Source organism: Stackebrandtia nassauensis DSM 44728, assembly GCF_000024545.1.
GTDB classification, from domain to species: Bacteria; Actinomycetota; Actinomycetes; order Mycobacteriales; family Micromonosporaceae; genus Stackebrandtia; species Stackebrandtia nassauensis.
Window position 1 is genome coordinate 6,497,826 of record NC_013947.1, and the last position, 26,132, is coordinate 6,523,957.

Sequence of the window (26,132 nt, forward strand, 5' to 3'; positions counted from 1 at the left end):
GCCCCCGGGTTGTCTCAGCTGGAGTACTCGCCGGTCAGCTTGACCTCGCCACGGCCCGGCTCGATCCGGCCCGCGACCCAGGAGTCGGTGCCCCGGGCGGTCAGCAGCGCCATCGTGCGGTCCACCTGGTCGGCGGGGACGATCGCGGCCATACCCATGCCCATGTTGAAGGTGCGCTCCATCTCCTCGGCGGCGATGCCGCCGGAGCGGGCCACCAGGTCGAAGACCGGCTGCGGCCGCCAGCTGCCCCGGTCGACGACCGCGTCCACGGTCGAGGGGATCGAGCGGACCAGGTTGCCGGGCACACCGCCACCGGTGATGTGCGAGAAGGCGTGCACCTCGCACTCCTCGATGATCGCCAGGCAGTCGCGGGCGTAGATCTTGGTGGGCGTCAGCAGTTCCTCGCCGAGGGTGCGCTGGTTGCCGAACTCCGGGACCACCGTGTCCAGCGACATGCCGTCCTCGCCGAGCAGCACGTGCCGCACCAGCGAGAAGCCGTTGGAGTGCAGCCCCGAGGCGGCCATGCCGATGACGACGTCACCGGCGGCGACCTTCTCCGGGCCCAGCACCGCGTCGGCCTCGACGGCTCCGACCCCGGTGGCCGAGACGTCGTACTCGTCGGCGCCCAGGACGCCCGGGTGCTCGGCGATCTCGCCGCCGATGAGCGCGCAGGACGCGTACCGGCAGCCGTCGGCGATACCGGCGCCCAGGTCGGCGATCCGCTCGGGAACCACCTTGCCGCAGGCGATGTAGTCCAGCAGGAACAGCGGCTCGGCTCCGCACACCACCAGGTCGTCGACGACCATGGCGACCAGGTCGATGCCGACGGTGTCGTGGATGCCCATCCGCTGCGCGATCACCAGCTTGGTGCCGACGCCGTCGGTGGAGGAGGCCAACAGCGGCTTGCGGTACTTCTGGGTGTCGAGCGCGAACAGTCCGGCGAAGCCGCCGATACCGCCCACCACCTCGGGTCTGGTGGCCCTGCGGATCTTGCTCTTCAGACCCTCGACGGCCTTGTCGCCCGCCTCGATGTCCACTCCGGCCTCGCGGTAGGACGCGCCGGTCGCCACAGGGGCTGTCTTGTTCTCCGTCATGCCGCCGAATCTTCCTTCGCCGTCGTGCCGTCCACGCTCGAACGCCTGTCGAGCCCTTCCAGGAGGTGCTTTCCGATGACGTCGCCCTCGGGCAGCGGCATCGGGTAATGGCCATCAAAACACGCCTGACACAGTCGTGTCGGCGGTTGCTCGGTCGCCGAGATCAGTCCGTCCAGGGACACGAACCCGAGCGAGTCGGCCCCGATCGAGCGGCGGATGCCGTCGATGTCGAGGTTGTCGGCGATGAGTTCGGCCTTGGTGGCGAAGTCGATGCCGTAGAAACACGGCCACTTCACCGGCGGCGAGGAGATCCGGACGTGAACCTCCAGCGCCCCGGCCTCGCGAAGCATCCGCACCTGCGCGCGCTGGGTGTTGCCACGGACGATCGAGTCGTCCACCACCACCAGGCGCTTGCCCCGCACCTGCTCGCGCAGCGGGTTGAGCTTCAGCTGGATGCCCAGCTGGCGCAGCGTCTGGGACGGCTGGATGAAGGTTCTGCCCACATAGGAGTTCTTGGTGAAGCCTAGCCCGTAGGGGATCCCGGCCTCCTCGGCGTAGCCGATGGCGGCGGGGATTCCGGACTCGGGCACCGGGATGACCAGGTCGGCCTCGGCCGGGAACTCGCGCGCCAGCTGGCGTCCGATCTGGACCCGGGCCGAGTAGACGCCGCGACCGGCGATGGTGGAGTCCGGGCGGGCCAGGTACACGTACTCGAACAGGCAGCCCTTGGGTTCGGGATTGGCGAACCGGGCCGAACGCAGCCCGTGCTCGTCGATGGCCAGCAGTTCACCGGGTTCGATCTCGCGGACGGTCGAGGCGCCGACGGTGTCGAGGGCGGCGGTCTCACTGGCCACCACCCAGCCCCGGTCCAGGCGGCCCAGCACCAGCGGCCGCACCCCGGCGGCGTCGCGGGCGGCGTACAGGGTGTTGTCGTCCATGAACACGAAACTGAAGGCGCCGCGCAGTTTCGGCAGCACCTTCAACGCCGCCGACTCCACCGACTCGTCCGGGTAGGCGCTCAGCAGCGCCGTCACCAGCGAGGTGTCGTTGGTGGAACCGTCGGTCTCGATGCCGAGATCGCGGCACTCGGCGGCCAGCTCGTGGGTGTTGATGAGGTTTCCGTTGTGCCCCAACGCGATCGTGGTGCCGGTTGAGGTGGACCGGATGGTGGGCTGGGCGTTCTCCCAGGTGGGGGCACCGGTGGTGGAGTACCGGTTGTGGCCGATGGCCAGGTGCCCGGTCAGCGAGGCCAGGTTCTTCTCGTCGAAGACCTGGGCCACCAGGCCGAGGTCCTTGAACACGGTGACCGCGGCGCCGTCCGACACGGCGATACCGGCGGCCTCCTGGCCGCGGTGCTGCAACGCGTACAGGCCGAAGTAGGTGAGCTTGGCGACCTCGTCGCCCGGCGCCCACACGCCGAAGACACCGCAGGCGTCCTTCGGTCCGGTGTCACCGGGGTCCAGGTCGTGGTTCAGTCGGCCGTCACCGGCTCTGGAGTTTGCCGGTCTCGTCTGCTCGGGGAGGTCGCCGCCGCGTCGCGGCCGGGAACTGCGCACCGGTTTTCCCTTCTGCGTGTTGGGCAGGCTAGGTTCGGCCGTCATGGACACGCATTGGTTTCGTAGGAGAGCAACGCAGCCACGACGCGTGGGTATCGGCTGGTAATGGCGGTAGCCCCGCGCCGGGCATTACGGGGCAAGTGTAGTGCGGTGGCGGCTACCACGAACGGGGACGGTCGTCGAAATCGCCGTAGTCATCATCACGATAACGGCGGCCACTGGGACGCTGCGACTGCTGGTCGTCGTATCCGGTGCCGTAGCCATCGGCCTCGCGATAGTGGCGACCACCCGCGGCACGGTCGTCCTGCTGCGGGTTCTGGCCGTAGTACTGGTCGGCCGCCGGATAACGGGCCCCGGAGGTCGGCTCGGCGGGATACCGCTGGCCCTGCTGCCCGGGATCGTTGGAGTTCCAGGCCCCGGACTGGGGTTCAGCCGCCGGATAGCGCTGCGTCGAACCGGAAACGGGGGCGTTCGAGTTCCAGGCTCCCGACGCCGGTTCGGCGGCCGGATACCGCTGGGTGGAACCGGAGGCGGGCTCGCCGGAGTTCCAGGCCCCCGAGGCGGGCTCGGCCGCCGGGTAACGCTGCGTCGAGCCGGAAACGGGTTCGTTGGGGTAGCGACCGGCACCCGACACCGGGTCGTTGCCGTAACGGCCCGCGCCCGACACCGGGTCGGCGGCGGGATACCGCTGCGTGGAACCGGCGTACTGGTCGTTGCCGTAACCGGCAGCGCCCGAGGTCGGCTCGGCCGACGGGTAGCGCTGGGTGGCGCCCGCGGGCGGCAGGTCGTGGGCCGACTGCACCGCCTGGGTCGGACGGGAATCGCCGTAGGCGGGCCCGAAACCGGTCGCCGCGGGCGGCGCCTCGGAGCCGTAGCGGGCCAGGTCGTTGTCGTTGATCAGCCCGCCGTTGTACATCATGGTCGGGTTGTCGGCGCCGGGCCTGACACCGCTGGCCTCGTACACGCCGAACTTGCCGGTCTGCGAGGCCGACAGCTGATGCGTCGGCGGTTCCGGCGGAAGCGGCCGATCGTCGTCGTCCTCTTCCTCTTTGCCCTTGCGCAGCAACATCCAGATCGCGATGACGCCGCCGATGGCCAGCAGGATGCCCAGGATGATGAGGATCCAGGTGGTGGCGGTGAAGCCCTCCTCGCTGTCACCCGAGTCGTTGCCGGTCTCCTCGTCCCTGGGCGCCTCGGACTTGGCGCTGTCCTTCTCATCCATCATCACGTCGATCTGGATGGGTTGACCGGCCGTGGCCGTATAAGTGTCCTTTTTGTCCTTGAAACCGGATTTGGTGACCGTGTACTCGATCGCCGTGTCGGGCTGGACCTCGGCTTCGATGCTGAACTTGCCCTGCCCGTCGGTGGTGGCCGAGCCGTAGTCCGTGGTGGAGACCTTGGCGCCCTTGATCGGTTTCTTGTCGAGGTCGGTGACGGTGCCCGCGATGGACGTCGCGACCTGTTCGACCCCGGTGACCGTCAGCGGCGCGGGGCTGCCGCTGCCGGTGTTGGGTCCCTCGACCTTGAACTCCAGGTTCCCGGACTTCGTCTCACCGGCCTTGAGCCCCGAGTTCTCCTTCAGCGAGACCTTGACCGAGAAGTCCTTCGTCTCGCCCATCCGCAGCTTCCCGCAGTTGGCGGTGGCCCCGTTGGCCTTGCAGGTGCCGTCGGCGACCTCGACGTTGACGAAACTGGCGGCCTCCCCGGTCGCCGTGACGCTGACCCTGACCTGCTTGGACTCGCCCATGTCGGCGCCCATGACCGAGACCGAGGACGTCCCCGGTTGTTCTCCGACATCGACCGCGGAACCGCTGACCGTGACGTTGCCCGCGAAGGCGGGGGTGGGGGTGGCGAGCACGACGAGCAGCGCCGCCGAGGCCGCACCGATGGCAGCCCGGAAGCCGGTGGTGGATGTCAAAGTCACGTTGGTCGCTCCTTGGCGAGGCTGGCTGGGCGAGTCCGTCTCGCTCACCACGTCTGTCATCCGATGCCGCCACTATGCCCTGCTTGGGGTACCGGACGCCAGTGCGGGGTCCGTGTCGTATCGAATCTTCCGCAAATCGTTAATAACTGATAAGTGCCATACCGATAATCTGGTCGGATGCCCGACGCCGAGGTGATCGCGGACCTGATGGCCGCCCGCGAACGTGACGAACCCCTCCCCCGGGATCTACTGCGGGACGGGGTGCGCGCGCTGCTGCGGGAACTTACCCGAAAGGCGCCCGGTAAAACCGTGGAAGTGCGGGTACCACCCTTCGGGGCGGTGCAGTGCGTCGACGGGCTGCGGCACACCCGGGGCACGCCGCCCAACGTCGTCGAGTGCGACGCGGAGACCTTCGTCGCGCTGGCCTGTGGTGATCTCGACTTCACCGCCGCCGTGGCCGACGGCCGGGTCAGCGCCAGCGGCACCCGCGCGGACCTCACCGACTTTTTGCCGCTCACATCGTGATGTATCGTGTTGAGTGCTTCTCGCGCGGCGTTATCTCGTGAACCTCCCCAGGGCCGGAAGGCAGCAAGGATAAGCGGGCTCTGGCGGGTGCGCGAGGAGTTTTTTCGTACCCATACACTCTCCTGGGTGCGAGTTCTTTTGGTGGGTACGGGCGGACGCGAGCACGCGCTGGCCGTCGCCCTCGCCCACGATTCCAAGGTCGAGACCCTGATCTGTGCCCCCGGCAATCCCGGTATGGCCGCCTGCGGGGAACTACGAGACGTCGATATGGGTGATCCCGACGCGATCGCGGCGCTGGCCGTCGAGGTCGAGGCCGACCTCGTCGTCGTCGGCCCGGAGGCGCCGCTGGTGGCCGGGGCCGCCGACGCGGTGCGGGCCAAGGGGATCGCCTGTTACGGACCCAGCGCCAAGGCCGCCGCCATCGAGGGCTCCAAGACCTTCGCCAAGGAGATCATGGCCGCGGCCGGGGTGCCGACCGCGAAGGCACACACCTGCCACACGGCGGCGGAGGCCGAGGCGGCCCTCGACGAGTTCGGACCGCCCTATGTGGTCAAAGACGACGCGCTGGCGGCGGGCAAGGGCGTCGTGGTGACCTCCGACCGGGACGAGGCGCTGGCGCACGCCGCCGCCTGCGACACCGTCGTCATCGAGGAGTTCCTCGACGGCCCCGAGGTCTCGCTGTTCGTCGTCACCGACGGCACCACCGCGGTGCCGCTGCTGCCCGCGCAGGACTTCAAACGGGTCGGCGAGGACGACGCCGGGCCCAACACCGGCGGCATGGGCGCCTACACGCCGCTGCCGTGGGCGCCGGACGATCTCGTCGACACGATCATGACCACGGTCGCCGAGCCGACGCTGGCCGAGCTGGCGAAACGCGAGACTCCGTTCGTGGGCACGCTGTACTGCGGGCTGGCGCTGACGTCCAAGGGCCCCAAGGTCATCGAGTTCAACTGCCGCTTCGGCGACCCGGAGATCCAGGCGGTACTGGCACTGCTGGACGCGCCGCTGTCCGGGCTGCTGGACGCGGCGGCCCGGGGCAAGCTGGCCGAGTACCCGAAGCCGCAGTGGCGCGACGGCGCGGCGGTGTGCGTGGTGCTGGCCTCCGAGGGCTACCCGGAGAAACCGGTCACCGGCAAACCGATCACCGGCGCGGACATGCCCGGGGTGCTGCACGCGGGGACCGCCCTGGACGCCGACGGGCAGCTGGTGTCGTCCGGCGGCCGGGTCCTCAACGTGGTGGCACCGGGCGCGACGCTGAACCAGGCGCGCCGACGCGCGTACGCGCTGGCCGCCGGAGTGGAACTGCCGGACGCCCGGATTCGTCGCGATATCGCCCTGGCCGCGTCCGAGGACCGAATCGTCGCACCTGGCGCTTAGGCTGGGGGCGATGGTGAGGAGCTGAGACATGACGTTGGCGCTGTATCGCAAGTACCGTCCGCAGAGCTTCGCCGAGGTCATCGGGCAGGAGCACGTCACCGAACCCCTGATCTCGGCGATCAGCAACGGGCGGCTCAACCACGCGTACCTCTTCTCCGGGCCGCGCGGCTGCGGCAAGACCTCCAGCGCCCGGATCCTGGCCCGCTCGCTGAACTGCGCCAAGGGTCCGACGCCGACGCCGTGCGGGGAGTGCGACTCGTGCGTCGGGCTGTCGGCGGGCGGCGGCGGGTCGATCGACGTGATCGAGATCGACGCGGCCAGCCACGGCGGCGTCGACGACGCCCGGGAGCTGCGGGAACGCGCGGTCTTCGCGCCGGTGAACTCGCGGTACAAGATCTACGTCATCGACGAGGCGCACATGGTGTCCTCGGCGGGGTTCAACGCGCTGCTGAAGCTGGTCGAGGAACCGCCGGACTACGTCATGTTCGTCTTCGCCACCACCGAACCGGAGAAGGTGCTGCCGACGATCCGGTCGCGCACGCACCACTACCCGTTCCGGCTGATTCCGCCCGCCGCGATGCGGGGGCTGTGCGAGAAGCTGTGCCACGAGGAGGGCATCACCGTCGAGGAGTCGGTGTACCCGTTGGTGATCCGCGCGGGCGCCGGTTCGGCGCGGGACACGCTGTCGGTGCTGGACCAGCTGATCGCGGGCGCCGGGGACGAGGGCGTCACCTACGCGCGGGCGATGGCGCTTTTGGGCGTCACCGACGGTTCGCTGCTTGACGAGATCTGCGAGGCCCTGTCGGCGATGGACGGCGCCGGGGCGATAGGCGTGATCGACAAGGCGCTGGAGGCCGGGCACGACCCGCGCCGCTTCGCCGCCGACCTGCTGGAGCGGCTGCGCGACCTCATCGTGCTCAACCAGGTCCCCGACGCGGGATCGACGGGGCTCATCGACGTACCGTCCGAAGTGCTGGAACGCATGACGGGCCAGGCGATCCGGATGGGAACCCCGACCCTGACCCGGATGGCCGAGATCGTCCACAGTGCTCTTTCGGCGATGCGGGGGACGACGGCTCCCCGGCTGCTGCTGGAACTGGCGATGGCGCGCTCGGTGCTGCCGTCGGTCGACGACTCGGCGGCGGGCCTGTTGCAGCGCATCGACCAGCTGGAGCGTCGGATGGCCGAGGGGGTGCCGATGGCGGCACCCGCCGCCGCCGCGCCACCCGCTCCGGCCGCCGCTGCCGCCGCGAGCCAACCGGTTCCGCCGAGCGCCGGAACGTCGGGCCGCGAGGCCGCCAAGGCCGCAGCCGCCCAGGCGGCGGGCAACGCGCCTTCGCCTGCGGCGCAAGGCGACCAGCCCGCTGACCGCGCGAGCTCAGCCGGACAGCCGGCAGCTGCGGCTCCGTCGCAAGCCGAGGCGAGCGCGGCTACCGATGCCGCCCCGCCATCGCCGGCGGACGCCGGAGGCTCAGCCCAGGCTGGCCCCGCGACCGCACCGCCAGCCGGTCAGTCGGCACGCGCCGCCGCACAGGACAGCTGGGCGACCGAACCAGCCGCTCCCGCCCCGCAGGCCGCACCCGCCGCTGCCCCACCGGCCGCCGGTGGCGACAAGCTGGCCCAGGTTCGCGGCAGCTGGGAGCAGATCAAGCAGGCCGTCAAGGACCGCAAGAAGACCGTGGCCGCGTTCCTCATGGAGGCCACGGTCACCGGCGTGGACAACGACACCCTCGTCCTGACCTTTCGCCACGCCTTCCACGCCAACGCCCTCACCAGCGACAGCGCGCTGCCGATCTTCACCGAAGCGTTGAAGTCGGTGCTGGGCGGTTCCTGGCGGGTGCGGTGCGAGGTCAACGAGGCCGGGGCCGCTCCCCCGCCGCCGCCCGCCCGTCCGGCGAGCCCGCCACCGCCCGCCGCGGCCCCGCCGCCGCAGGCTCCCGCGCCCCGGCCCGAGCCGGGTCCGCCGGTCGACTACGAGTCCGAGGAACCGCCGGGGCCCGAACCCGACTTCGACCCACCGCCCGCCGCCGCTGGCGGCTCGGTCACCATGGAGCAGGCGGTCGAGATGTTCGAAAAGAAGGTGGGCGCCAAGAAGCTCTAGGCTTGGCGGGCACGCACAACGTTCGAAGAATTAAGGAGAATCGATGTTTCCGGGTGGCGAGGGTGCGCCGAACATGCAGGAACTGCTCAAGCAGGCCCAGCAGATGCAGCAGGACTACGTGGCCGCGCAGCAGGAACTGGTCGAGTCCGAGGTGTCGGCCTCGTCCGGCGGCGGCCTGGTGACGGTCACGGTGACCGGCGCCGGTGAGTTCCGGGGCATCAAGATCGACCCCAAGGCCGTCGACCCCGAAGACGTCGAGACCCTCGAAGACCTCGTCGGCGCCGCGGTTCTGGCCGCCGGTGAGGAGGCCAAGAAACTCGCCGAGGCCAAACTGGGCCCGGTGACCCAGGCCCTCCAGGCCATGGGCGGCGGCGGCGCGCTGCCGGGTATGTAGGGAAGACATGTACGAAGGAGCATTGGGCGACCTGGTCGACGAACTGGGTCGTCTACCGGGGATCGGGCCGAAGAGCGCGCAGCGGATCGCCTTCCACATCCTGGGCACCGACAAGGCCGACGTGGACCGGCTCGCCGAGGCACTGCGGGTGGTCAAGGAGCGGGTGCGGTTCTGCGAGATCTGCGGCAACGTCGCCACCGAGGAGAAGTGCCGCATCTGCCGGGACGCGCGTCGCACCGACGAGATGATCTGTGTCGTCGAGGAACCCAAGGACGTCATCGCCATCGAGCGCACCGGTGAGTTCCGGGGGCGCTATCACGTACTGGGCGGGGCCATCAACCCGCTGGACGGGGTGGGACCGGAGGACCTGCGGATCCGGGAGCTCATGACCCGGTTGCAGGCCGGGGTCACCAAGGAACTCGTCATCGCCACCGACCCCAACACCGAGGGTGAGGCGACGGCGACGTACCTGGCGCTCATGATCACGCCGATGGGGCTGACGGTGTCGCGACTGGCGTCGGGACTGCCCGTCGGGGGCGATCTGGAGTACGCCGACGAGGTCACGCTGGGCCGCGCGTTCGAGGGGCGTCGTACCGTCCAACAGTGACTTTGGGGATGGACACAATTCGATATCAACCGCTGGTGGTCTGGTTCACAAAGACCTGAACCGGTAATAGGGTTCGCAGCAGGACAACCGAGCGTACCCGCCCGCGACACCCCCGAGGTGGATGATGCGAAACACCAGATCCAAACCCGTACGCCTGCTCGCCGTACTGACGGCCGCTGGCGTCGCCGCCGCGCTATCGGCCTGTGCCGCCGATCCCGGCGCCGCCAAGGACAACGACAAGACCGCGTTCAAGTTCGCCACCGCCAGCGAACCGACCTCTTTGGACCCGGCGCTCGCCTCCGACGGTGAGACCTTCCGGGTCAACCGCCAGGTCGTGGAGACCCTGGTGGAGCACAAGACCGGTGGCGACGAGCTGGTTCCCGGGCTCGCCAAGGAGTACTCGCCCAGCAAGGACGGCCGGACCTGGAACTTCACCCTCAACGAGGGCGTCAAGTTCCACGACGGCGACGACCTGACCGCCGAAGCCGTGTGCGCCAACTTCGACCGTTGGTACAACTGGAAGGGCGTCTACCAGAACCCGGCGCTGTCGGGCTACTGGCAGGACATCATGGGCGGCTTCGCCAAGAACGAGAACAAGGACCTGCCCAAGTCCAACTACGACGGCTGTAAGACCGACGGCGAGTTCAAGCTGTCCATCAAGGTCAAGGAACCCACCGCGAAACTGCCGGGCGGCTTCTCACTGTCGTCGCTGGGCATCCTGAGCCCGAAGACGCTGGCCGCGGCCGACAAGCAGCAGCCCAAGCAAGAGGGCGAGTCCATCAAGTACCCCGACTACAGCCAGGAGGTCGGCACCATCGCCGGCACCGGGCCGTACGAGTACTCGAAGTGGGACAAGAGCCAGCAGGAAGTCACCATCAAGGCCAACAAGGACTACTGGGGCAAGACCAACGCCAAGATCAAGACCATCATCTTCAAGGCCATCTCCGAGGAGAACGACCGCAAGTCGGCCCTGATCTCCGGCGACGTCGACGGTTACGACCTGGTGGCGCCGCAGGACATCGACGACCTGAAGAAGAAGGACATGAACGTCCTCACCCGGGATCCGTTCAACATCTTCTACATCGGTCTGAACCAGAAGCTCGTCGACCTGAAGACGAACAAGGGCAAGAAGACCGTCTTCGCCGACAAGGACGTCCGCAAGGCCATCGCGCACTCCATCAACAAGGACAAGATCATCAAGCAGATCTATCCGAAGGGGACCGAGGCCGCCACCCAGTTCCAGCCGCCGTCGCTGGACGGCTGGTCGGACAACGTGCCGAAGTACGAGTACGACAAGGACAAGGCCAAGGCGCTGCTCAAGAAGGCCGGGCAGTCGGACATGAAGATCGACTTCTGCTACCCGACCAAGACCACGCGGCCCTACATGCCGGACCCGAAGTCCATCTTCGACAACATGAAGTCGGACCTGGAGGCCGTCGGCATCACCGTCGAGGAGAAGCCGCTGCAGTGGTCGCCGACCTACGGTGACCAGACCTCCGCCGGTGGTTGCAGCATGTACATCCTGGGCTGGACCGCCGACTACGCCGAGGCGTTCAACTTCAACGGCACCTGGTTCTCGCAGTACACCCCGGCCTGGGGCTTCAAGGACGACAAGGTCTTCGACGCGCTGGCCAAGGCCAACGCCGAAGCCGACCCCGCCGAACGCGCCAAGCTGCACCAGAAGGCGAACGAGGCCATCATGGACTACGTCCCCGGTGTCCCGATCTCGCATTCCTCGCCGTCCATCGCCTTCGCCGACTACGTGAAGGCTCCGACCCTGTCCCCGCTGACTCAGGAAAACTTCGCTGAGACCAGCTTCAAGTAAGTCATAGAGGCGCCGCCCGGCCCGGTTTCCGGCTGGGCGGCGTCTCGCGTATCGACACCAAGAGAGCGTGGACAAAGACCGTGTTGCGTTTCATCGTGCGGCGGCTGCTGCAGTTGATCCCGACCCTGATCGGGTTGTCACTGCTGCTGTTCATCTGGCTGCGCAGCCTGCCCGGCGGCCCCGAGGCCGCGCTGCTGGGCGACCGCGCCACGCCTGAGCGCATGGCCGCGATCCGCGAACAACTGGGCCTCAACGACTCCATCTGGGTCCAGTACGGACGGTTCGTGAAGAAACTCGTCCAGCTGGACTTCGGCAACTCGCTGCAGCGGGGCGCGGGCAGCGTCACCGAGGAGTTCTTCCGCCGGTTCCCCGCCACCGTGGAACTGGCGCTGACGGCGATGCTGATCGCGATCGTCGTCGGCATTCCGCTGGGCTACCTGGCCGCCCGTCGTCGCGGCGGCTTCCTCGACTTCGGCGCCGTGGCCGGTTCGCTGCTGGGCATCTGCGTCCCGGTGTTCTTCCTGGGCTTCCTGCTGAAGGTGTTCTTCGCCGAGAACCTGCAGATGTTCCCCTCGGCCGGGCGGCTGACCGCCGGGCTGGAGTACAACGACATCACCGGGCTGCTCGTGTTCGACAGTCTCATCACCGGCGACTTCATGGTGCTGTCGGACGCGCTGGCCCACCTGATCCTGCCCGGGCTCACGCTGGCGTCGATCCCGCTGGCGATCATCGTGCGGATGACCCGCGCCAGCGTCCTGGAGGTGCTGGGCGAGGACTACGTCCGCACCGCCGAATCCAAGGGGCTCAAGGCCAAGACGATCCGGACCCGGCACGTGCTGCGCAACGCGATGCTGCCGGTGGTCACGACGATCGGCCTGTTGACCGGCGGTCTGCTGTCGGGGGCGGTGCTGACTGAGACGGTGTTCGCGTTCGGCGGCATCGGCAAGTTCACCGCCGACGCCATCGCGGCCCGCGACTACCCGACCCTCAACGGGTTCATCATGTTCATCGCGGTGATCTACGTCCTCATCAATCTCCTCGTTGACGTCGCGTACAGCGTCCTTGATCCGAGAGTGCGGGTGCACTGATGTCAGCCAAGACCGACAAGATCGACCGGCTCGCCGAGCTGACCGCGGGGCACGACCTGTCCGGCAAGGGCGCCGGGCTGTGGACCGAGGCGTTCAGGCGGCTGCGGCGCAGCCCGATGGCGATCATCGGCGCCACGATCATCATCGTCTTCGTCATCCTGGCGATCGTGGGGCCGTTCATCGCCCCGCACAGCCCCACCGCCCTGACCTGGGGGGACGAGGTCTCCCCGGCCCGCAGCGAGTTCGTCGGACCGCGCGCCGGGAACATCCTCGGCCTGGACCACCTGGGCCGGGACGAGTTCTCGCGGCTGTTGATCGGCGCCCGGCAGTCACTCATGGTGGGTGTCATCGCCACCGGCATCGGCTTCATCATCGGTGCCGTCATCGGCGGCATCTCGGGCGCGGCCATGGGCCTGGGCGGCAAGGTCGGCAAGTCGATCGACAACGCCATCATGCGGTTCATCGACATGATGCTGGCGCTGCCGTCGCTGCTGCTGGCGCTGAGCATCGCCGCGGTGCTGGGCCCCAGCCTGACCTCCGTGATGATCGCGGTGGGAACGGTGCAGATCCCGATCTTCGCCCGGCTGCTGCGCGGTTCGATGATCGCGCAGTCCCACGGCGACTACGTGCTGGCGGCCGAGGCGCTGGGGGTGCGGCGGCGCCGGATCGTGCTGGCGCACATCGTGCCCAACTCGCTGGGCCCGATCATCGTCCAGGCGACGCTGAGCCTGGCCACCGCCATCATCGAGGCCGCCGCGCTGTCCTTCCTGGGCCTGGGCAACCCCGACAGCGCCGCCCCCGAGTGGGGCGTGATGCTGGCGCAGTCGCAGCGCTACCTGTCCGACGCCATCGAGCTGGCCGTCTACCCGGCGGGGGCGATCATCATCACCGCCCTGGGATTCACCCTGCTGGGCGAGTCCATCCGGGAAGCCCTCGACCCGAAACTGCGGAAGTGACGCCATGGCTTTGCTGAAAGTGGACGATCTGTCGGTGCGGTTCGAGCAACGGGGCAAACCCGATGTGCGAGCCGTGGACGGCCTGTCCTTCACGGTGGACTCCGGCGAGGTCGTCGGGCTGGTCGGCGAGTCCGGCTGCGGCAAGTCGGTGACCTCGCTGGCCCTGATGGGCCTGCTGCACAGCCGCAACGCCCGCGTCGGCGGCACCGCCGAGTTCGACGGCGTCGACCTGCTCAAGCTGCGCCCCAACGAGATGCGCGACCTACGCGGCTCCGACATCGCGATGATCTTCCAGGATCCACTGTCGAGCCTCAACCCGGTGGTCCCGATCGGCGTGCAGGTCACCGAGATCCTCACCCGGCACCGCGGCATGAAGGGCGAACCGGCCCGCAAGGAGGCGGCCGACCTGCTGGACCGGGTCGGCATCCCGGACCCCAACCGCCGCCTGAAGGAGTACCCGCACCAGCTGTCGGGCGGGATGCGGCAGCGCGCGCTCATCGCGATGGCGGTGGCCTGCGCGCCCCGGCTGCTGATCGCCGACGAACCCACCACAGCCCTCGACGTCACGATCCAGGCCCAGATCCTGGAACTGCTCAAGGATCTGGTGGTCTCGCAGGGCACCGCGCTGCTCATGATCACCCACGACCTGGGCGTGGTCGCGGGCCTGTGCGACGACATCAACGTCCTGTACGCGGGCAAGGTCGTCGAGGCCGCCGCCCGTCGGCCGCTGTTCGCCGCCCCCACCCACCCGTACTCGGTGGGCCTGTTGGGCTCGATCCCCCGACTGGACGCGCCCCGCGGCGAACCCCTGTCACCGATTCGCGGCTCGGTCAACGACAACATCGCCTGGAAGGACGGCTGCGCCTTCGCGCCCCGCTGCGACCACTACACCATGGAATGTCTGCAAGGGACCATCGAGATGTCGCAAACCTACACCGGGCACCGATTCCGGTGCGTCAACCCGGTCGAGAACCACGAGGTCCAACCCGGGACGGAGCCCACGGCATGAGCCTTTTGGAACTGGAGGACCTCAAGGTCCACTTCCCCATCAAACGGGGCGTCATCTTCGACCGCACGGTCGGCCACGTCTACGCGGTCGACGGGGTCTCCCTGTCGGTGGAGTCGGGCCAGACCTACGGTCTGGTCGGCGAATCCGGCTGCGGCAAGACGACGCTGGGCCGGGCGGTACTGCGGCTCAACGAGATCACTAGCGGCGCGGTCAAGTTCGACGGCACCGACCTGGCACAACTCCCCCGCGAACAGATGCGCCAGGCCCGACGTCGACTGCAAATGGTGTTCCAGGACCCCATGGGCAGCCTCGACCCCCGCCAAAACGTCGAGTCCATTCTTGTCGAAGGTCTCCACGCGCACGGCATCGGCAGCAACCGAACCGAACGGCGGCAACGCATCCAACGCACCCTCGACGCGGTCGGCCTCCCCTCCGCCGCCCTGGCCCGCTACCCGCACGAGTTCTCCGGCGGCCAGCGACAGCGCATCGGCATCGCGCGGGCCCTGGTCCTGGAACCGGACCTGATCATCTGCGACGAGCCCGTCTCGGCCCTCGACGTGTCCATCCAGGCCCAGGTCCTCAACCTGCTCGAGGAGATCCAGGACGAACTGGGCCTGACCTACCTGGTCATCGCGCACGACCTGGCGGTCGTGCGGCACATCAGCGACGTCATCGGCGTCATGTACCTGGGTTCGCTCGTCGAGGAGGCGGGCAGCGACATGCTGTACGCCGAACCCAAGCACCCGTACACAAAAGCACTCATGTCGGCGGTCCCGGTCCCCGACCCGCAGGTCGAGGACGCCCGGGAACGCATCCTGCTGTCGGGCGACCTCCCCTCCCCCGCCGCACCCCCACCCGGCTGCCGCTTCCACACCCGCTGCCCGTGGAAGCAGGACACGTTGTGCGCCACCGAAAGACCCCAACTCCGGGTGCTGTCGGAGGGCCACAAGGTCGCCTGCCACTGGGCCGAGAAGATCGAGGCGGGCGAGATAACCCCACGCAGCGAGGCGGTCATCTCCGCCTAGGACCGGCAGATGCGCATCGTCAAACGCGTGGCGGCGACCGGCATCATGCTCGGGATCGCGCTGGTGGCGTTGTCGCCTGACGAACCCGTCTCTCCGCTCGTGATGTTCACGTCGGGCCCGCACTGTTCCTGGCGATCTTCTCCCTGGTAGGGATCGGCGACCTGTTCACCATTCGGCTGATCCGACTCGTGCGAGTCGCGTTCTACCCCACCATCGCCAGCGTCCTGGACAGCGCCCGTCCCGGTCACAAGCTGCGCTGGCTGGGCCTGTTCCTGTTCATCATCGGGTTCCAGTTCGACCTGCTGGCGTCGTGACCTCCGGGTTGGCGAGACCGCGCCGCAGATCGTAGCGCTTGAACCCCAAGCCGGTCACGCCGGACATGGCGCCGATCGCCTCGAAGATGCCGCCAGGCTTCGTCATGGCCGGTGAGTTCACCGCCGTCTCGTGAGCCTCCGCGTCCCTGAAACCCACGTAGTTGAGCATCCGATCGCCGTCCTTGCTGATGTGGAAATGCGCGTAACTGGCCCCGAAAGGCTGCTTGTCCTGCCGCGCGACGACCTCGTCGACAAGTCGCTCCGCCCACTCATCACCGTCAGTCTCGAACTGAATCACCACAACACAACCCGGCGCCGAGTCCAACCCGAAGTCCACGCTGCGATGCAACCGGAACCGCTTCACTCCGGGCCGTTCGATACCAGGCACCGCCGCGTCGATCTTCGCCACGAGTTCTGGCCGGTCAACACGCATGAACTCCCGATGCGCCTCATCATCCGTCCACTGCGCATAGTTCAGCAGCCGCTCCCCGTCCAGGCTGGCGAACGTACTGAGGCTCAGAAACCCCGGCGTCGTCGCCAACTCGGCCCACCCCGCGTGCAGCGCGTCCGCCGCAGCTTCTTGCCGCTCAGGGGTTCTCACTATCCACTCGCTGACCAGAATCGTCCCCACGTCCGGTCGATCCACTGTAGGAAGATTCGGCTCACCCATGTCGATCTCCTAACTATGCGACGGCAATAGCCCCTTATTCTGAATCCTGAAGCAAGGTTTAAGTCAACAAGCTGAGGCACAGATCATTGGTAGGGTGCCGTCATGGACGACGCCACCAAACTCCGCTGGCTGTCCCGGCTGTTCTTCTCGGGGCCGATGGGCCGGATGTCGGCCAGCGCCATGGAGAAACGCAACAGCGACGCCGAAGCCGAAGCGGTCGCCACATTGGACCCATCCCCGTCGGAATCGGTACTGGCCATTGGGTTCGGCCCGGGCGTCGGCATCCGTCTCCTCGCCGAACGCCTACCCGAAGGACAGATCGGCGGCATCGACCCCTCGGCCTACATGGTGAAACGAGCAACCCGCCGCAACCGCGCCGCGGCTGCCCGGATCCGGCTCGAACGCGCCTACACCGCCGCCATCCCCTGGCCCGACGCCAGCTTCGACGGCGCGATCGCGGTCAACTCGATCCAGTTCTGGAACCCGCTGGCCGACAACGCATCCGAGGTCGCCCGAGTACTTCGACCCGGCGCCCGGCTTGTGACGTTCACCCACGACTGGGCCCTGGCCCGAGGCGGCCAGACCCTCGAAGGCTGGCAGACCACTGCCGAAGCCACTTTCCGCGACTGCGGCTTCACCGACGTCGAATCCCACCCGGGCAAGTCGGAGGACGGCCACATCGTGGCGTTCTGCGCCACTCGCTCACCGTCCTGAGTGACCCCGGCGCGGGTCCTAGCCCGCGAGCGTCGCCTCGCTCGGGCCTTCGGCGAGCGTTCCCTGGACGAGGATCACGTGTCCGGCGAACAGCTCGCCGTCGTCGTGATACGCCTCGAAGTCGCCACCATCGTCGACCGTGATTTCGCTGAGCACCATGCGCCGCCGGAATTCCGCGGCGGTCACGCGCTCGTCCTCGTCGAGCCACTCGTCGTTGGCGAGGTCGAACAGTTCGGTGACGGCCCGGTCGGCGAGGTTCCGCCGGGTCAACCGCCCACTAGCCAGCGCGTCGGCCAGCTCGTCGAGCATGCGGCAGGCGGTCGCGGCCTCGGCGGTGTTCAGGCGCACCTGAACCGGTCCATCGATGTCCGACTCACCGTCGAAGGCGTCGGATTCGAGTGTGTACGTGAACTCCCCGAGCCGATGGCCCACGGTGCGGGGCCGACGCAACTGTTCCAGCATCGCTGCCAGCCGTGGCGGTGGAACCGCGAGTTCGGGGCGGCGCAACAAGACGCCGTCGCGATGTTCGCAGCTCACGACGTCGTATCCGGTGAACCCGGCGATCAACCCGGACGCCTCGTCCCGGGGTCGTGCCGTGCTCCGCAGCGTCAGCCGCCGCGCCACCGGATCCCCGTCCAGCGGCTGCCAGCAGACCAGTTCAACTCGGGCGCTCCACTGTGCCTGTTGACCGCCGGTCGCGCTGAGGCTTGTGCCCGCGAACGGGGAGACGACTCCCAGGATCGAGACCATGGCGTCACGGTACCGCTGTAGGGGCGGCCGAGCGACTCGCCACCGCGAAGCGAGTACTCGACGAGACCGGCCTCGCCGAGGTCGGATCCCGGGCGAGCCAGGCGGAAGACGGTCACATCGCGGCGCTGTGCGCGAAGCGGCTTCCACCACCGCATTAGTGTTGCCGCATGACCACCAGCCCCCTAGTCGTCGGCTTCGACCTGGACCAGACGCTGTACCACACCGAGCCCGCCATCGGCGCGACCCTGCGCGCGGTTGCCGCCGAACTCGGCATCACCTTCGACGTCGACCGGGCCCTCACCGAACTGGGCCCACCCCTGGACCAGCTGGTGGGCATGCAACTAGACCCCGACAACACCAACGCCGTAGTACAGCGATACCGCGAGATCTACCACATCCACGGCCTACCCGCCGCCCAACTGCTCCCAGGAGCCCGCGAATCCCTAGCCGCGGTCCGAGCAGCGGGCGGAACCTCCATAGTGATCACGGGAAAGAACTCCCGAGACGCCACCCGCCACATAGAACACAACTCCCTCGACGTCCAACATGTCATCGGCTGGGCCTGGGCCCAAGGCAAAACCGACGCGATGCTCGAACACGGGGCCTCCATCTACATCGGCGACCACCCGGCCGACATCGCCGCCGCCCGAGCCGCCAACGCCATCGCCCTGGCCGTCACAACAGGCACCCACGGCCCCGACTCCTTCGCGGACGCCGACGCGATCCTGACCAGCCTCACCGAGTTCCCCGACTGGCTCAAAACCCACCTCGCCTGAGCCCCCGCTCAGTCGTTCCATCGGACCTAGGGCGTGTATCGGAAGCGGATCATGCGCATAGGGTGCCGGCATGTCGCTGAGCCACATAGTCCTCTCGTCCGGTCGTTCGATCGGACTCACCGAGCTGCGGATGTCCGCGACCTACGGGGCGACGCTGGAGGGCTATCCGTGCCAGCGCATCAACAACATGCAGGTCAGCAGCCTCCTGCGACAGGCCAACCATGCATTCTCCTTCGCGCCAGTTCATCTCGTTCCGCCCTCCCGCGAATACCCGGACCAGACCGCCGGCGCCTTCGGCCCCGTTGAGGTGCTGCCTTCCGTGGCTTGCATCGGTGTTTTCGGCTCCACACCGATCGATCCTGAACTCGACCCAGTGCTGCACCGCTCCGCTCTCATCGTGGCTTGGTTCCAGGCCACCCCGGATGTCCCGTCGGGCGAGCATGTTGATCCTGCTCTTCGCAACATTCGCTGGGAAGAACTAGCCCAGGACTACGAGCTCTAGGCACACGTGCTGATCACAGCTTGGCTCCTTGGCTCCTTGGCTCCTTGGCTCCTTGGCTCCTTGGCTCCTTGGCTCCTTGGCTCCTTGGCTCCTTGGCTCCTTGGCTCCTTGGCTCCTTGGCTCCTTGGCGGAATCCTAAACGGCTACGCCGCCCCCGCAAGCCAGCAAAAGCACGCTACTGCGAACACTTGGCCTTGGCCTTGGCGAACATAAGCGGCTACGCCGCACTGACGAACGCGCGCAGCTGCGCCTGGCTTGGGCTTGGGCTTGGGCTTGGGCTTGGGCTTGGGCTTGGGCTTGGGCTTGGGCTTGGGCTTGGGCTTGGGCTTGGGCTTGGGCTTGGGCTTGGGCTTGGGCTTGGGCTAAACGATTATCGGCCCAAGCGAAGCCAGGGGCCACATTGTTGTCTGCGGCCGCCAAGAAGGAGGCCGCCGAGCGAAGCGAGGCGACGACTTTGGCCGCAGCCAGCGGCGGTTGGGCCTTGGCGGCGGGGTTACTCCGAGGTGGGGGTCCAGCTGCCGTGGACTTCGCGTAGGCGGGCGACGATCTCGCCGATGGTTGCGTAGGCTTCGACGGCTTCGACGCAGAAGGGGACGATGTTGTCGCCCGCGCGGGCGGCTTCGGAGAGGGCGTCCAATGTGGTGGCCACGGCTTGGGAGTCGCGGGTTTCGCGTAGGTGGTGGAGGGCCTTGACTTGGCCGGCTTCCGCGGCGGGGTCGATGCGGAACACGTCGAGGGGTTCGGGGTCGGCCGCCCAGCGGTTGACGCCGACGACGATGCGGTCGCCCTCTTCGACTTCGCGCGCTTGGCGGTAGGCGGATTCGGCTAGACGGGATTGTTGGTAGCCCGATTCGATGCCCGCCAGGGCTCCGCCCCGGTTGGCGAGGTCGTCCATGACGCCCCGGATGCGGCGTTCGCAGTCGTCGGTGCGGGATTCGACGAGGTAGGAGCCGCCTAGGGGGTCGGGGATGTCGGCGAAGCCGGTTTCGTGGGCCACGATTTGTTGGGTGCGGAGGGCGAGGGTGGCGGCTTGGGCGGTGGGGACGCCTAGGGCTTCGTCGTAGGCGCACACGTGGAGGGTTTGGACGCCGCCGCAGGCTGCCGCGAAGGCTTCGAGGCTGGTGCGGGCGACGTTGTTGAGTGGTTGTTGGGCCGTGAGGGAGGAGCCGGCGGTGAAGGCGAAGATGCGTAGTTGGGCGCTGCGGGGGTCCTTGGCGCCGTAGCGTTCGGTGACGAGTTTGGCCCAGACTCGGCGGGCGGCGCGGAGTTTGGCGACTTCGCCGAAGATGTCCATGCCGACCGACAGGAAGGTGAAGAGGGAGGGGGCTAGTTGGTCGATGTCGACGCCGCGTGAGACCGCTTCGTCCAGGTAGGCGATCGCGTTGGCGAAGGTGTAGCCGATCTCGGTCGCGTCGTCGCCGCCCGCTTCGGCGATGTGGTAGCCGGACATGGCCAGCGGGACCCAGCCGGGGACGTGGCGGGAGAGGTGCTCCATTGTGTCTACTGTGAGGCGGAGTGCGGGTTCGGCGGGGAAGATCTGGGTGCCGCGCGCGATGTATTCCTTGAGGACGTCGTTTTGGATGAAGACGCCGAAGTCGCCCGGGTCGACGCCACGGCGGCGGGCTAGGGCCAGGCATAGTGCGGCCCAGACGAATCCGATCGAGTTGGCGGTGGTGCGGACCTGGCTGATGCGTTCCAGCGGGATGCCGTCCATGAGGGTTTCGACGTCGGCGAGCGAGTCGATGGCGACTCCGACGCGGCCGACTTCGCCGAGCGCTTTGGGGTCGTCGGAGTCGAGGCCGAGTTGGGTGGGCAGATCGAGCGCTACCGAGAAGCCGGTCTGTCCGGCCTCGAGGAGTTCCTTGAAGCGGCGGTTGGATTCGGCGGCGGTGGCGAAACCCGCGTACTGGCCCATGATCCAGGGTTTGGCCTGTGCGGAGATGCCTCGGGTGTAAGGGAACTCGCCTGGTTTCTCGGTCATCGCAGGGCCCGCTTGTCGATCTTGCCGGTGGAGTTGAGGGGGAAGGCGTCCAGTTTCCGGATCTCTTTGGGTTTCTTGTAGGACGCGAGGCGGGCGCGGCAGTGCGCGTCGAGGTCTTCGACGGTGGCGGTGCCGGTGAACGCGGCGGTGACCCGTTGGCCCCACTCGGGATCGTCCACTCCGAACACGGCGACGTCCTCGACGCCGGGGACTTCGGCCAGGACGGTCTCGATCTCGCGCGGGTAGACGTTGTATCCACCGGTGATGATCATGTCCCCCTTGCGATCCACGAGCCACAGGCGGCCTTGGGCGTCCATGCGGCCCAGGTCGCCGGTGTGCAGCCAGCCGTCGCGTACGGCTTTGACGGTGTCACCCGCGCTCCAGTAGCCGGCCATGACGTGTGGGCCGCGTGTGACGACCTCGCCGATCTCGCCGGGTGGGAGTTCGCGGCCGTCGTCGTCGATGACGCGCAGTTCGATGAGGGTTCCGGCGCGGCCGACGGAGGAGAGCAGGTCGGGGTTGTCGGTGACGCCGAGGCGGTGGTCTTCGGCGTCGAGGACGGTGACCGGCGGGATCGCTTCGACGAGGCCGTAGTACTGCACCAGGTTGGGGGTGAGGAGTTCGTGGGCTTGGCGGATCTTCTCCGGGGGGAGTGGGGCGCCGGCGTAGGCGAGCATCTTCAGTTCGCGTAGGGCGGGATCGTCGGTGGTGGACAGTAGTCGGACGATCATGGTGGGCACCAGCGCGGTGTGGGTGACGTGGCCCGCGCGGACCAGGTCGCGGACTTCGGTCTCGTCGAAGGAGGAGCGGATGAGCTGCTTGGCCCCGGCGGCCAGGAACGGCAGCACGAACAGGCCGGAGGTGTGGGTGATGGGTCCGGCGTGCAGGTACACGTCGTCGGGGCCGGGCAGGCCGCCGAGGACGTCGATGGTCATGTTGGTCAGCGAGGCGAGCCGGTTGCTGTGGGCCCGGCGCACACCCTTGGGGTTGCCGGTGGTGCCGGAGGTGTAGTTGAGTGAGACCAGGTCGCCGGTTTCGAGGGTCGCGTTGGGGGCCTTGGCGATCAGCCGCTCGTACTCCTCGCCGAGCGACAGCGACGCGTCCAGGGCGTCGATGAGGGACTTGGCGCGGTCGCCGAACTTCGGGTCGTAGATGATGCCCCGGGCGCCGCAGTCGGCGGCGATGCGCTGCCAGTCGGTGTCGTGCAGCCGGTAGTTCAGCGCCACCCGCACCAGTCCGGCGGCCATGCACGCCAGGTCGGTCTCCACATAGGTGTTCTGGTTGGACTGGAGGTCCAGGACGCGATCGCCGGGGCGCAGGCCCAGGCTCAGCAGGCCGTGCGCCAGTCGTTCCACCCGGTCGCCCAGTTCGGCGAAACTGAGGCTCCCGTTCTCGTCCTCAAGGGCGGTACGGGATCCGAAGCGCCTGGCACTGCGCCGGAACAGAGTGATCGCGTCCATGTTGTGGCTTTACCTCCTGCGAAAGGTCATCCGACGCGCGCACAACGCGGCGACGGCTCGGGCCGGGGTCGGGTACACGCCGATTCCGGCGGCGGCGAGCCGGGCGGCGAACCCCGGTGCCAGCTCGCGGCTTCCGGTGCGCGACACCAGGATCGGTTTGCCGCTGCTCGACGCGGCGTCGATGACGGCCGCGGCGGCCTGCTCAGCCTGCGGTCCGGCCAGGACGCACAGGCACACCAGCACGGCGTCGAAGCCGTCGTCGGCGGCCACGGTGGCCAGCGTTCGCGACAGCAGGCCCGGGTCGGAGGTGACGGTGGCGGTCACGTCGACGGGGTTGCCGATGGTCGCGTACGGCGGCAACGATTCCGTGAGCGTCTTGAGGGTGGCGGCGGACGGTTCGGGCAGTTTCAGCCCGCTGCCGGCGACGGCCTTGGTCGCCAGGTGTCCGGCCCCGCCGGAGGTGGTGACGATGGCCAGCCGGGGACCGGCGGGCGGCGGCGTGTCGAAGCCGGACGCGAAGTCGAGCAGTTCGTCCACGTCGTCGGCCAGTTCGATCCCGAACTGCGGCAGCACCCGGGCTTCGGAGCCGCCGGCGTTCGTGGAGCTGGCGGTGGTCGCCGACGCGTACAGGGCCGCGATCGGCTTTCCGGTGGCGTGCAGCTGTTTCAGCCATTTCGGGTCGGGTGTGGACTCCAGGTAGGCCAGGACGCCGGTGCAGTCGGGTTCCTCGGCCAGCGCGCACATGACCTCACCGGCCGACAGGTCGGCCTCGTTGCCGGTGGTAACGACCCGTCCGGGGGCCAGGCCGCGTTCGGCGGCCAGGCTGGTGATGCCGAAGCCGAGGCCGCCGGAGTGGCTGACCAGCGCCAGGCCGCCGGGGGTGGCGGGTTCGGCTTCGAAGTACGGCGAGAACGACGCGATCAGTCCGTTGTGGAGGTTGGCGGCGCCGATGCAGTTGGGACCGAGCAGCCGGGCACCGGCCTCGGCGGCGCGGGCCACCAGCGCGTCCTGGGCGGCGACGGCCCCGGTCTCGGCGAAACCGGAGGCACCGACGATCACGGTCGTGACGCCCGCGTCCAAGCAGTCGTCGAGAGCGGCGGGGATGCGGGCGGCGCCGACCAGCAGCAGCGCGAGTTCGGCTTCGGCTCCGGCCAGGCTGGGCCGGGCTTGGAGGCCGCGCACCGTGTCGGCACCGGGGTGCACGGGGATCACGCGGCCGGTGTAGCCGTAAGCGCGCAGGTAGTCGAGGACGCGTCCCCCGGCCGATCCCTCCCGGTCGGAGGCGCCGTATACGGCTATGGAGCGCGCGTTCCACAGTGCCGAGATCGAGGAGGACACCCCACCAGACTCTCACGTTTCCATGACGCCCGTCAACATCTCGACATACCCTGCGCCCGGCGTTATTCGTCGGCCAGCGCCGCGTCCACGGTCGCCTCCAGTTCGGCCCGCAGGAACGGACAGTCGCGGACGGGGTTGTCGCGCGGGCAGCTGAGCAGGTGTTCGAGGGCCTTCCGCGCCCGGGTGAGCCGTTCGATCTGGTCGCGCATCGTGTGGATGGACTCCTCGATCACGCCTCGGGTGTCGCCCGGTTCCGCGGCCGGGTCGGCGATCGCGGTGGCGGTCGCGGCCAGCGGCAGCAGGCCGTCGCGGTGCAGCAGCCGGATGAGCGCCAGACGACGCAGTTCCTCGCGGCCGTAGTAGCGGACGGTGCCGTGGCGTCCGGCGGGGCGCAGCAGCCCGATCTCGTCGTAGTAGCGCAGTGCGGACACCGCGATGTCGAATCGCCGGGACACCTCGCTGATGGAGTGACGCATGCCTCCATGCTCGCAACTTGCGCTCAAGTCAACTTGAGCGGGCAGGGTGATCAGCAAGCGATCATCGAGGAGGAAAGACCGTGAACCGTTGTGAGGTACTGATAGTCGGGGCCGGGCCGGTGGGACTGTCGACGGCCTTGTTCCTGGCCGATCGGGGTGTCCGGGTTCTGGTGGTGGACAAGCGGGATCCGCTCGACGGGCCGCCGCGCGCCAGCTCCAGCCTGCGCACCCTGGAGCTGTTCCGTTCGATCGGGCTGGGCGAGGAGCTGGATCGCCACGGCTGGGACGGCCCACCGCCGCTGCGGTCGGTGATCAAGGACAGCGCGATCGGCACCGTCCGGCACCGCTCGGGTCTCCCGCCCGCCTACGCGCGGCGACTGGAGTCGTGCAGCCCGATCCGCGATCGGCACGTGATGACCCAGGCCGAGGTGCAGCGCATCGCGCTGCGCGAACTGCGACGCCGGGGCGGTCGGGTACGGTTCGACGCCGAGGCGACCGAGATCGTCCAGGACGACAATGGCGTGCGCGCTCTCGTTGGCGCGCAATGGATCGACGCGTCGTACCTGGTGGCGGCCGACGGCGCGGGCAGCCGGGTCCGCGAGCAGCTGGGGATCGACATGCCCGATCGCGAGGTCGCCTACCGCTTGAACACGGCGTTCTTCCATGCCGACCTGGGCGAACTGCTGCCGGAATCGACGACGTCGCTGTGCTTCATCCGCAACGAGCACGTCTACTGCACGCTGTTCGCCAAGGGCGCGCACGGTGAACGCTGGTCATCCCACATCATCGACTACCCCGGCAAACCCGCCGAGCTGACGACGTTGTCGCAGCAGGAGACCGTCCGGCTGTTGCACGCCGCGATCGGCGACGACTCGGTGCCGATTGACCTCATCGCGTGCAACGCCTGGGAGGCGGCCATCGGCATCGCGGCCTCGTTCCGACGTGGCCGGGTGTTCCTGGTCGGGGACGCCGCCCACGTCCAGAGTTCCGCCGGTGGGCTGGGCATGAACACCGGTATCCAGGACGGCCACAACCTCGCCTGGAAACTTACCGAAGTACTACATGGACAGTCGGAGGCGACCCTGCTGGACAGCTACGAACCCGAACGCCGCACCGCCGCCCGCGCGTCGCTGGCCCTGTCGCACGCACTGCACCGCGGCTACCGGGAACAGCAGGACCCCGACCAGCTCTACACCCGGATCGCGTCCGACTACCTGCGCGGCATGCTGTGCTACCGCTATGAATCTGGCGCCGTGATCAGCGACGAGGCCACCGAACCGGACGTCCTCGACGATCGGGCCGTGCCCGGCTGTCGCGTGCCCCATCGCTGGCTCGGCACCGGCGACCAGCGGACATCCACACTGGATCTTGTCGGGTCGCGCTGGACGCTGCTCGTCGGCCCGGACGGCGAGGGCTGGTTCCCGGCCGACACCGACGGAAACCCGCGCATACGGCAGCTCACCACCGCCATGCTCGACGGCGACCCGAGCGCCTTCACCGACCTGACGGGAACCGGCACCGACGGCGCGCTCCTGGTGCGCCCCGACGGGTTCGTCGCCTGGCGATCGCCCGACCTCCCATCCGACCCGAACCGCACCGTCCAACAGGTCATGCGCGTTCTCACCGGCGCGACGGCGACGTGATATTAGTTGACTAAGTCAACTAGTTTA

General features: G+C 68.3%; 25 protein-coding genes and 1 other RNA gene. 17 read left to right on the forward strand and 9 right to left on the reverse strand.

What is annotated here, in order from left to right:
- Window positions 1–14 precede the first annotated feature (14 nt).
- The 3 genes from purM to SNAS_RS30400 form a co-directional block, all read right to left on the reverse strand.
- Window positions 15–1,094 (reverse strand): phosphoribosylformylglycinamidine cyclo-ligase, encoded by a 1,080-nt coding sequence (gene purM / locus SNAS_RS30390; protein ID WP_013021335.1) that lies wholly within the window; start codon window positions 1,092–1,094, stop codon window positions 15–17.
- Window positions 1,091–2,695 carry an amidophosphoribosyltransferase gene (purF, locus tag SNAS_RS30395; RefSeq protein ID WP_083787275.1) on the reverse strand — a complete coding sequence of 535 codons (1,605 nt, stop codon included), beginning with the start codon at window positions 2,693–2,695 and terminating at the stop codon, window positions 1,091–1,093. The genes purM and purF overlap by 4 nt, the downstream gene beginning before the upstream one ends.
- Window positions 2,696–2,807: 112 nt before the next feature.
- Complete coding sequence (locus SNAS_RS30400; protein WP_013021337.1) at window positions 2,808–4,574, reverse strand: carboxypeptidase-like regulatory domain-containing protein; 1,767 nt, start codon at window positions 4,572–4,574, stop codon at window positions 2,808–2,810.
- Between the two features lie 177 nt (window positions 4,575–4,751).
- Here SNAS_RS30400 and SNAS_RS30405 point away from each other — a divergent pair, with 177 nt between their 5' ends.
- From SNAS_RS30405 to SNAS_RS37310, 13 genes are all read left to right on the forward strand, one after another.
- Window positions 4,752–5,099 carry a sterol carrier family protein gene (locus tag SNAS_RS30405; RefSeq protein ID WP_013021338.1) on the forward strand — a complete coding sequence of 116 codons (348 nt, stop codon included), beginning with the start codon at window positions 4,752–4,754 and terminating at the stop codon, window positions 5,097–5,099.
- 12 nt (window positions 5,100–5,111) lie between these two features.
- Window positions 5,112–5,205, forward strand: an RNA gene (gene ffs, locus SNAS_RS33575) — signal recognition particle sRNA small type.
- 20 nt (window positions 5,206–5,225) lie between these two features.
- A complete protein-coding gene (gene purD / locus SNAS_RS30410; RefSeq protein ID WP_041625276.1) occupies window positions 5,226–6,476 on the forward strand; it encodes a phosphoribosylamine--glycine ligase in 1,251 nt (416 codons plus the stop codon).
- Window positions 6,477–6,504: 28 nt separating this feature from the next.
- Complete coding sequence (locus SNAS_RS30415) at window positions 6,505–8,577, forward strand: DNA polymerase III subunit gamma and tau (protein WP_013021340.1); 2,073 nt, start codon at window positions 6,505–6,507, stop codon at window positions 8,575–8,577.
- 43 nt (window positions 8,578–8,620) lie between these two features.
- Window positions 8,621–8,971, forward strand: a complete 351-nt coding sequence (locus SNAS_RS30420) for a YbaB/EbfC family nucleoid-associated protein (RefSeq protein ID WP_013021341.1) — start codon at window positions 8,621–8,623, stop codon at window positions 8,969–8,971.
- 7 nt (window positions 8,972–8,978) lie between these two features.
- Complete coding sequence (gene recR, locus SNAS_RS30425) at window positions 8,979–9,578, forward strand: recombination mediator RecR (RefSeq protein ID WP_013021342.1); 600 nt, start codon at window positions 8,979–8,981, stop codon at window positions 9,576–9,578.
- 124 nt (window positions 9,579–9,702) lie between these two features.
- Window positions 9,703–11,403: an ABC transporter substrate-binding protein gene (locus tag SNAS_RS30430; RefSeq protein ID WP_013021343.1), complete on the forward strand. Its 1,701-nt coding sequence runs from the start codon at window positions 9,703–9,705 to the stop codon at window positions 11,401–11,403.
- 80 nt (window positions 11,404–11,483) lie between these two features.
- Entirely contained in the window at window positions 11,484–12,491 is a 1,008-nt protein-coding gene (locus tag SNAS_RS30435; protein ID WP_013021344.1) for an ABC transporter permease, read from the forward strand.
- On the forward strand, window positions 12,491–13,447 hold the full coding sequence (locus SNAS_RS30440) for an ABC transporter permease (RefSeq protein WP_013021345.1): 957 nt from the start codon (window positions 12,491–12,493) through the stop codon (window positions 13,445–13,447). Before SNAS_RS30435 ends, SNAS_RS30440 begins: the two co-directional genes overlap by 1 nt.
- Before the next feature lie 4 nt (window positions 13,448–13,451).
- Entirely contained in the window at window positions 13,452–14,456 is a 1,005-nt protein-coding gene (locus SNAS_RS30445) for an ABC transporter ATP-binding protein (RefSeq protein WP_013021346.1), read from the forward strand.
- Window positions 14,453–15,481: an ABC transporter ATP-binding protein gene (locus tag SNAS_RS30450; RefSeq protein WP_013021347.1), complete on the forward strand. Its 1,029-nt coding sequence runs from the start codon at window positions 14,453–14,455 to the stop codon at window positions 15,479–15,481. The genes SNAS_RS30445 and SNAS_RS30450 overlap by 4 nt, the downstream gene beginning before the upstream one ends.
- 9 nt (window positions 15,482–15,490) lie before the next feature.
- Window positions 15,491–15,631 carry a hypothetical protein gene (locus SNAS_RS36055; protein ID WP_013021348.1) on the forward strand — a complete coding sequence of 47 codons (141 nt, stop codon included), beginning with the start codon at window positions 15,491–15,493 and terminating at the stop codon, window positions 15,629–15,631.
- A gap of 38 nt (window positions 15,632–15,669) precedes the next feature.
- Window positions 15,670–15,795, forward strand: coding sequence for a hypothetical protein (locus tag SNAS_RS37310; protein WP_013021349.1), 126 nt, complete (start codon window positions 15,670–15,672; stop codon window positions 15,793–15,795).
- Here SNAS_RS37310 and SNAS_RS30455 read toward each other — a convergent pair.
- Window positions 15,761–16,465 carry an antibiotic biosynthesis monooxygenase family protein gene (locus tag SNAS_RS30455; protein ID WP_013021350.1) on the reverse strand — a complete coding sequence of 235 codons (705 nt, stop codon included), beginning with the start codon at window positions 16,463–16,465 and terminating at the stop codon, window positions 15,761–15,763. The two genes, SNAS_RS37310 and SNAS_RS30455, sit on opposite strands and share 35 nt — an antisense overlap.
- Before the next feature lie 102 nt (window positions 16,466–16,567).
- On the opposite strand from SNAS_RS30455, the gene SNAS_RS30460 reads away from it, so the two are divergent.
- On the forward strand, window positions 16,568–17,179 hold the full coding sequence (locus tag SNAS_RS30460; protein WP_013021351.1) for a class I SAM-dependent methyltransferase: 612 nt from the start codon (window positions 16,568–16,570) through the stop codon (window positions 17,177–17,179).
- An 18-nt stretch (window positions 17,180–17,197) separates the two neighbouring features.
- Here the strand turns inward: SNAS_RS30460 and SNAS_RS30465 are convergent, their stop codons facing one another.
- The gene (locus tag SNAS_RS30465) at window positions 17,198–17,929 is read right to left on the reverse strand and encodes a DUF2262 domain-containing protein (protein ID WP_013021352.1); all 732 of its coding nucleotides are present in this window, start codon (window positions 17,927–17,929) and stop codon (window positions 17,198–17,200) included.
- Between the two features lie 167 nt (window positions 17,930–18,096).
- On the opposite strand from SNAS_RS30465, the gene SNAS_RS30470 reads away from it, so the two are divergent.
- Window positions 18,097–18,705: an HAD family hydrolase gene (locus SNAS_RS30470; protein WP_013021353.1), complete on the forward strand. Its 609-nt coding sequence runs from the start codon at window positions 18,097–18,099 to the stop codon at window positions 18,703–18,705.
- Window positions 18,706–18,775: 70 nt separating this feature from the next.
- Window positions 18,776–19,207: a hypothetical protein gene (locus SNAS_RS30475; RefSeq protein WP_013021354.1), complete on the forward strand. Its 432-nt coding sequence runs from the start codon at window positions 18,776–18,778 to the stop codon at window positions 19,205–19,207.
- A 493-nt stretch (window positions 19,208–19,700) separates the two neighbouring features.
- Here SNAS_RS30475 and SNAS_RS30485 read toward each other — a convergent pair whose 3' ends face one another.
- From SNAS_RS30485 to SNAS_RS30500, 4 genes are all read right to left on the reverse strand, one after another.
- A complete protein-coding gene (locus tag SNAS_RS30485) occupies window positions 19,701–21,188 on the reverse strand; it encodes an acyl-CoA mutase large subunit family protein (RefSeq protein ID WP_013021355.1) in 1,488 nt (495 codons plus the stop codon).
- Window positions 21,185–22,648, reverse strand: a complete 1,464-nt coding sequence (locus tag SNAS_RS30490; protein WP_013021356.1) for a class I adenylate-forming enzyme family protein — start codon at window positions 22,646–22,648, stop codon at window positions 21,185–21,187. The genes SNAS_RS30485 and SNAS_RS30490 overlap by 4 nt, the downstream gene beginning before the upstream one ends.
- Window positions 22,649–22,657: 9 nt before the next feature.
- On the reverse strand, window positions 22,658–23,986 hold the full coding sequence (locus SNAS_RS30495) for a CoA-binding protein (protein ID WP_013021357.1): 1,329 nt from the start codon (window positions 23,984–23,986) through the stop codon (window positions 22,658–22,660).
- 62 nt (window positions 23,987–24,048) lie between these two features.
- Window positions 24,049–24,462: a MerR family transcriptional regulator gene (locus SNAS_RS30500; RefSeq protein WP_013021358.1), complete on the reverse strand. Its 414-nt coding sequence runs from the start codon at window positions 24,460–24,462 to the stop codon at window positions 24,049–24,051.
- Between the two features lie 80 nt (window positions 24,463–24,542).
- Here SNAS_RS30500 and SNAS_RS30505 point away from each other — a divergent pair, with 80 nt between their 5' ends.
- Complete coding sequence (locus tag SNAS_RS30505) at window positions 24,543–26,105, forward strand: FAD-dependent oxidoreductase (protein ID WP_013021359.1); 1,563 nt, start codon at window positions 24,543–24,545, stop codon at window positions 26,103–26,105.
- Window positions 26,106–26,132 lie beyond the last annotated feature (27 nt).

Bases quoted from the DNA above. Each gene is read 5' to 3' on its own strand.
- purM (WP_013021335.1), bottom strand. From the start codon at position 1,094: ATGACGGAGAACAAGACAGCCCCTGTGGCGACCGGCGCGTCCTACCGC.
- purF (WP_083787275.1), bottom strand. From the start codon at position 2,695: ATGACGGCCGAACCTAGCCTGCCCAACACGCAGAAGGGAAAACCGGTG.
- SNAS_RS30405 (WP_013021338.1), top strand. From the start codon at position 4,752: ATGCCCGACGCCGAGGTGATCGCGGACCTGATGGCCGCCCGCGAACGT.
- SNAS_RS30415 (WP_013021340.1), top strand. From the start codon at position 6,505: ATGACGTTGGCGCTGTATCGCAAGTACCGTCCGCAGAGCTTCGCCGAG.
- SNAS_RS30420 (WP_013021341.1), top strand. From the start codon at position 8,621: ATGTTTCCGGGTGGCGAGGGTGCGCCGAACATGCAGGAACTGCTCAAG.
- recR (WP_013021342.1), top strand. From the start codon at position 8,979: ATGTACGAAGGAGCATTGGGCGACCTGGTCGACGAACTGGGTCGTCTA.
- SNAS_RS30430 (WP_013021343.1), top strand. From the start codon at position 9,703: ATGCGAAACACCAGATCCAAACCCGTACGCCTGCTCGCCGTACTGACG.
- SNAS_RS30440 (WP_013021345.1), top strand. From the start codon at position 12,491: ATGTCAGCCAAGACCGACAAGATCGACCGGCTCGCCGAGCTGACCGCG.
- SNAS_RS30445 (WP_013021346.1), top strand. From the start codon at position 13,452: ATGGCTTTGCTGAAAGTGGACGATCTGTCGGTGCGGTTCGAGCAACGG.
- SNAS_RS30450 (WP_013021347.1), top strand. From the start codon at position 14,453: ATGAGCCTTTTGGAACTGGAGGACCTCAAGGTCCACTTCCCCATCAAA.
- SNAS_RS36055 (WP_013021348.1), top strand. From the start codon at position 15,491: ATGCGCATCGTCAAACGCGTGGCGGCGACCGGCATCATGCTCGGGATC.
- SNAS_RS30455 (WP_013021350.1), bottom strand. From the start codon at position 16,465: ATGGGTGAGCCGAATCTTCCTACAGTGGATCGACCGGACGTGGGGACG.
- SNAS_RS30460 (WP_013021351.1), top strand. From the start codon at position 16,568: ATGGACGACGCCACCAAACTCCGCTGGCTGTCCCGGCTGTTCTTCTCG.
- SNAS_RS30465 (WP_013021352.1), bottom strand. From the start codon at position 17,929: ATGGTCTCGATCCTGGGAGTCGTCTCCCCGTTCGCGGGCACAAGCCTC.
- SNAS_RS30470 (WP_013021353.1), top strand. From the start codon at position 18,097: ATGACCACCAGCCCCCTAGTCGTCGGCTTCGACCTGGACCAGACGCTG.
- SNAS_RS30475 (WP_013021354.1), top strand. From the start codon at position 18,776: ATGTCGCTGAGCCACATAGTCCTCTCGTCCGGTCGTTCGATCGGACTC.
- SNAS_RS30485 (WP_013021355.1), bottom strand. From the start codon at position 21,188: ATGACCGAGAAACCAGGCGAGTTCCCTTACACCCGAGGCATCTCCGCA.
- SNAS_RS30490 (WP_013021356.1), bottom strand. From the start codon at position 22,648: ATGGACGCGATCACTCTGTTCCGGCGCAGTGCCAGGCGCTTCGGATCC.
- SNAS_RS30500 (WP_013021358.1), bottom strand. From the start codon at position 24,462: ATGCGTCACTCCATCAGCGAGGTGTCCCGGCGATTCGACATCGCGGTG.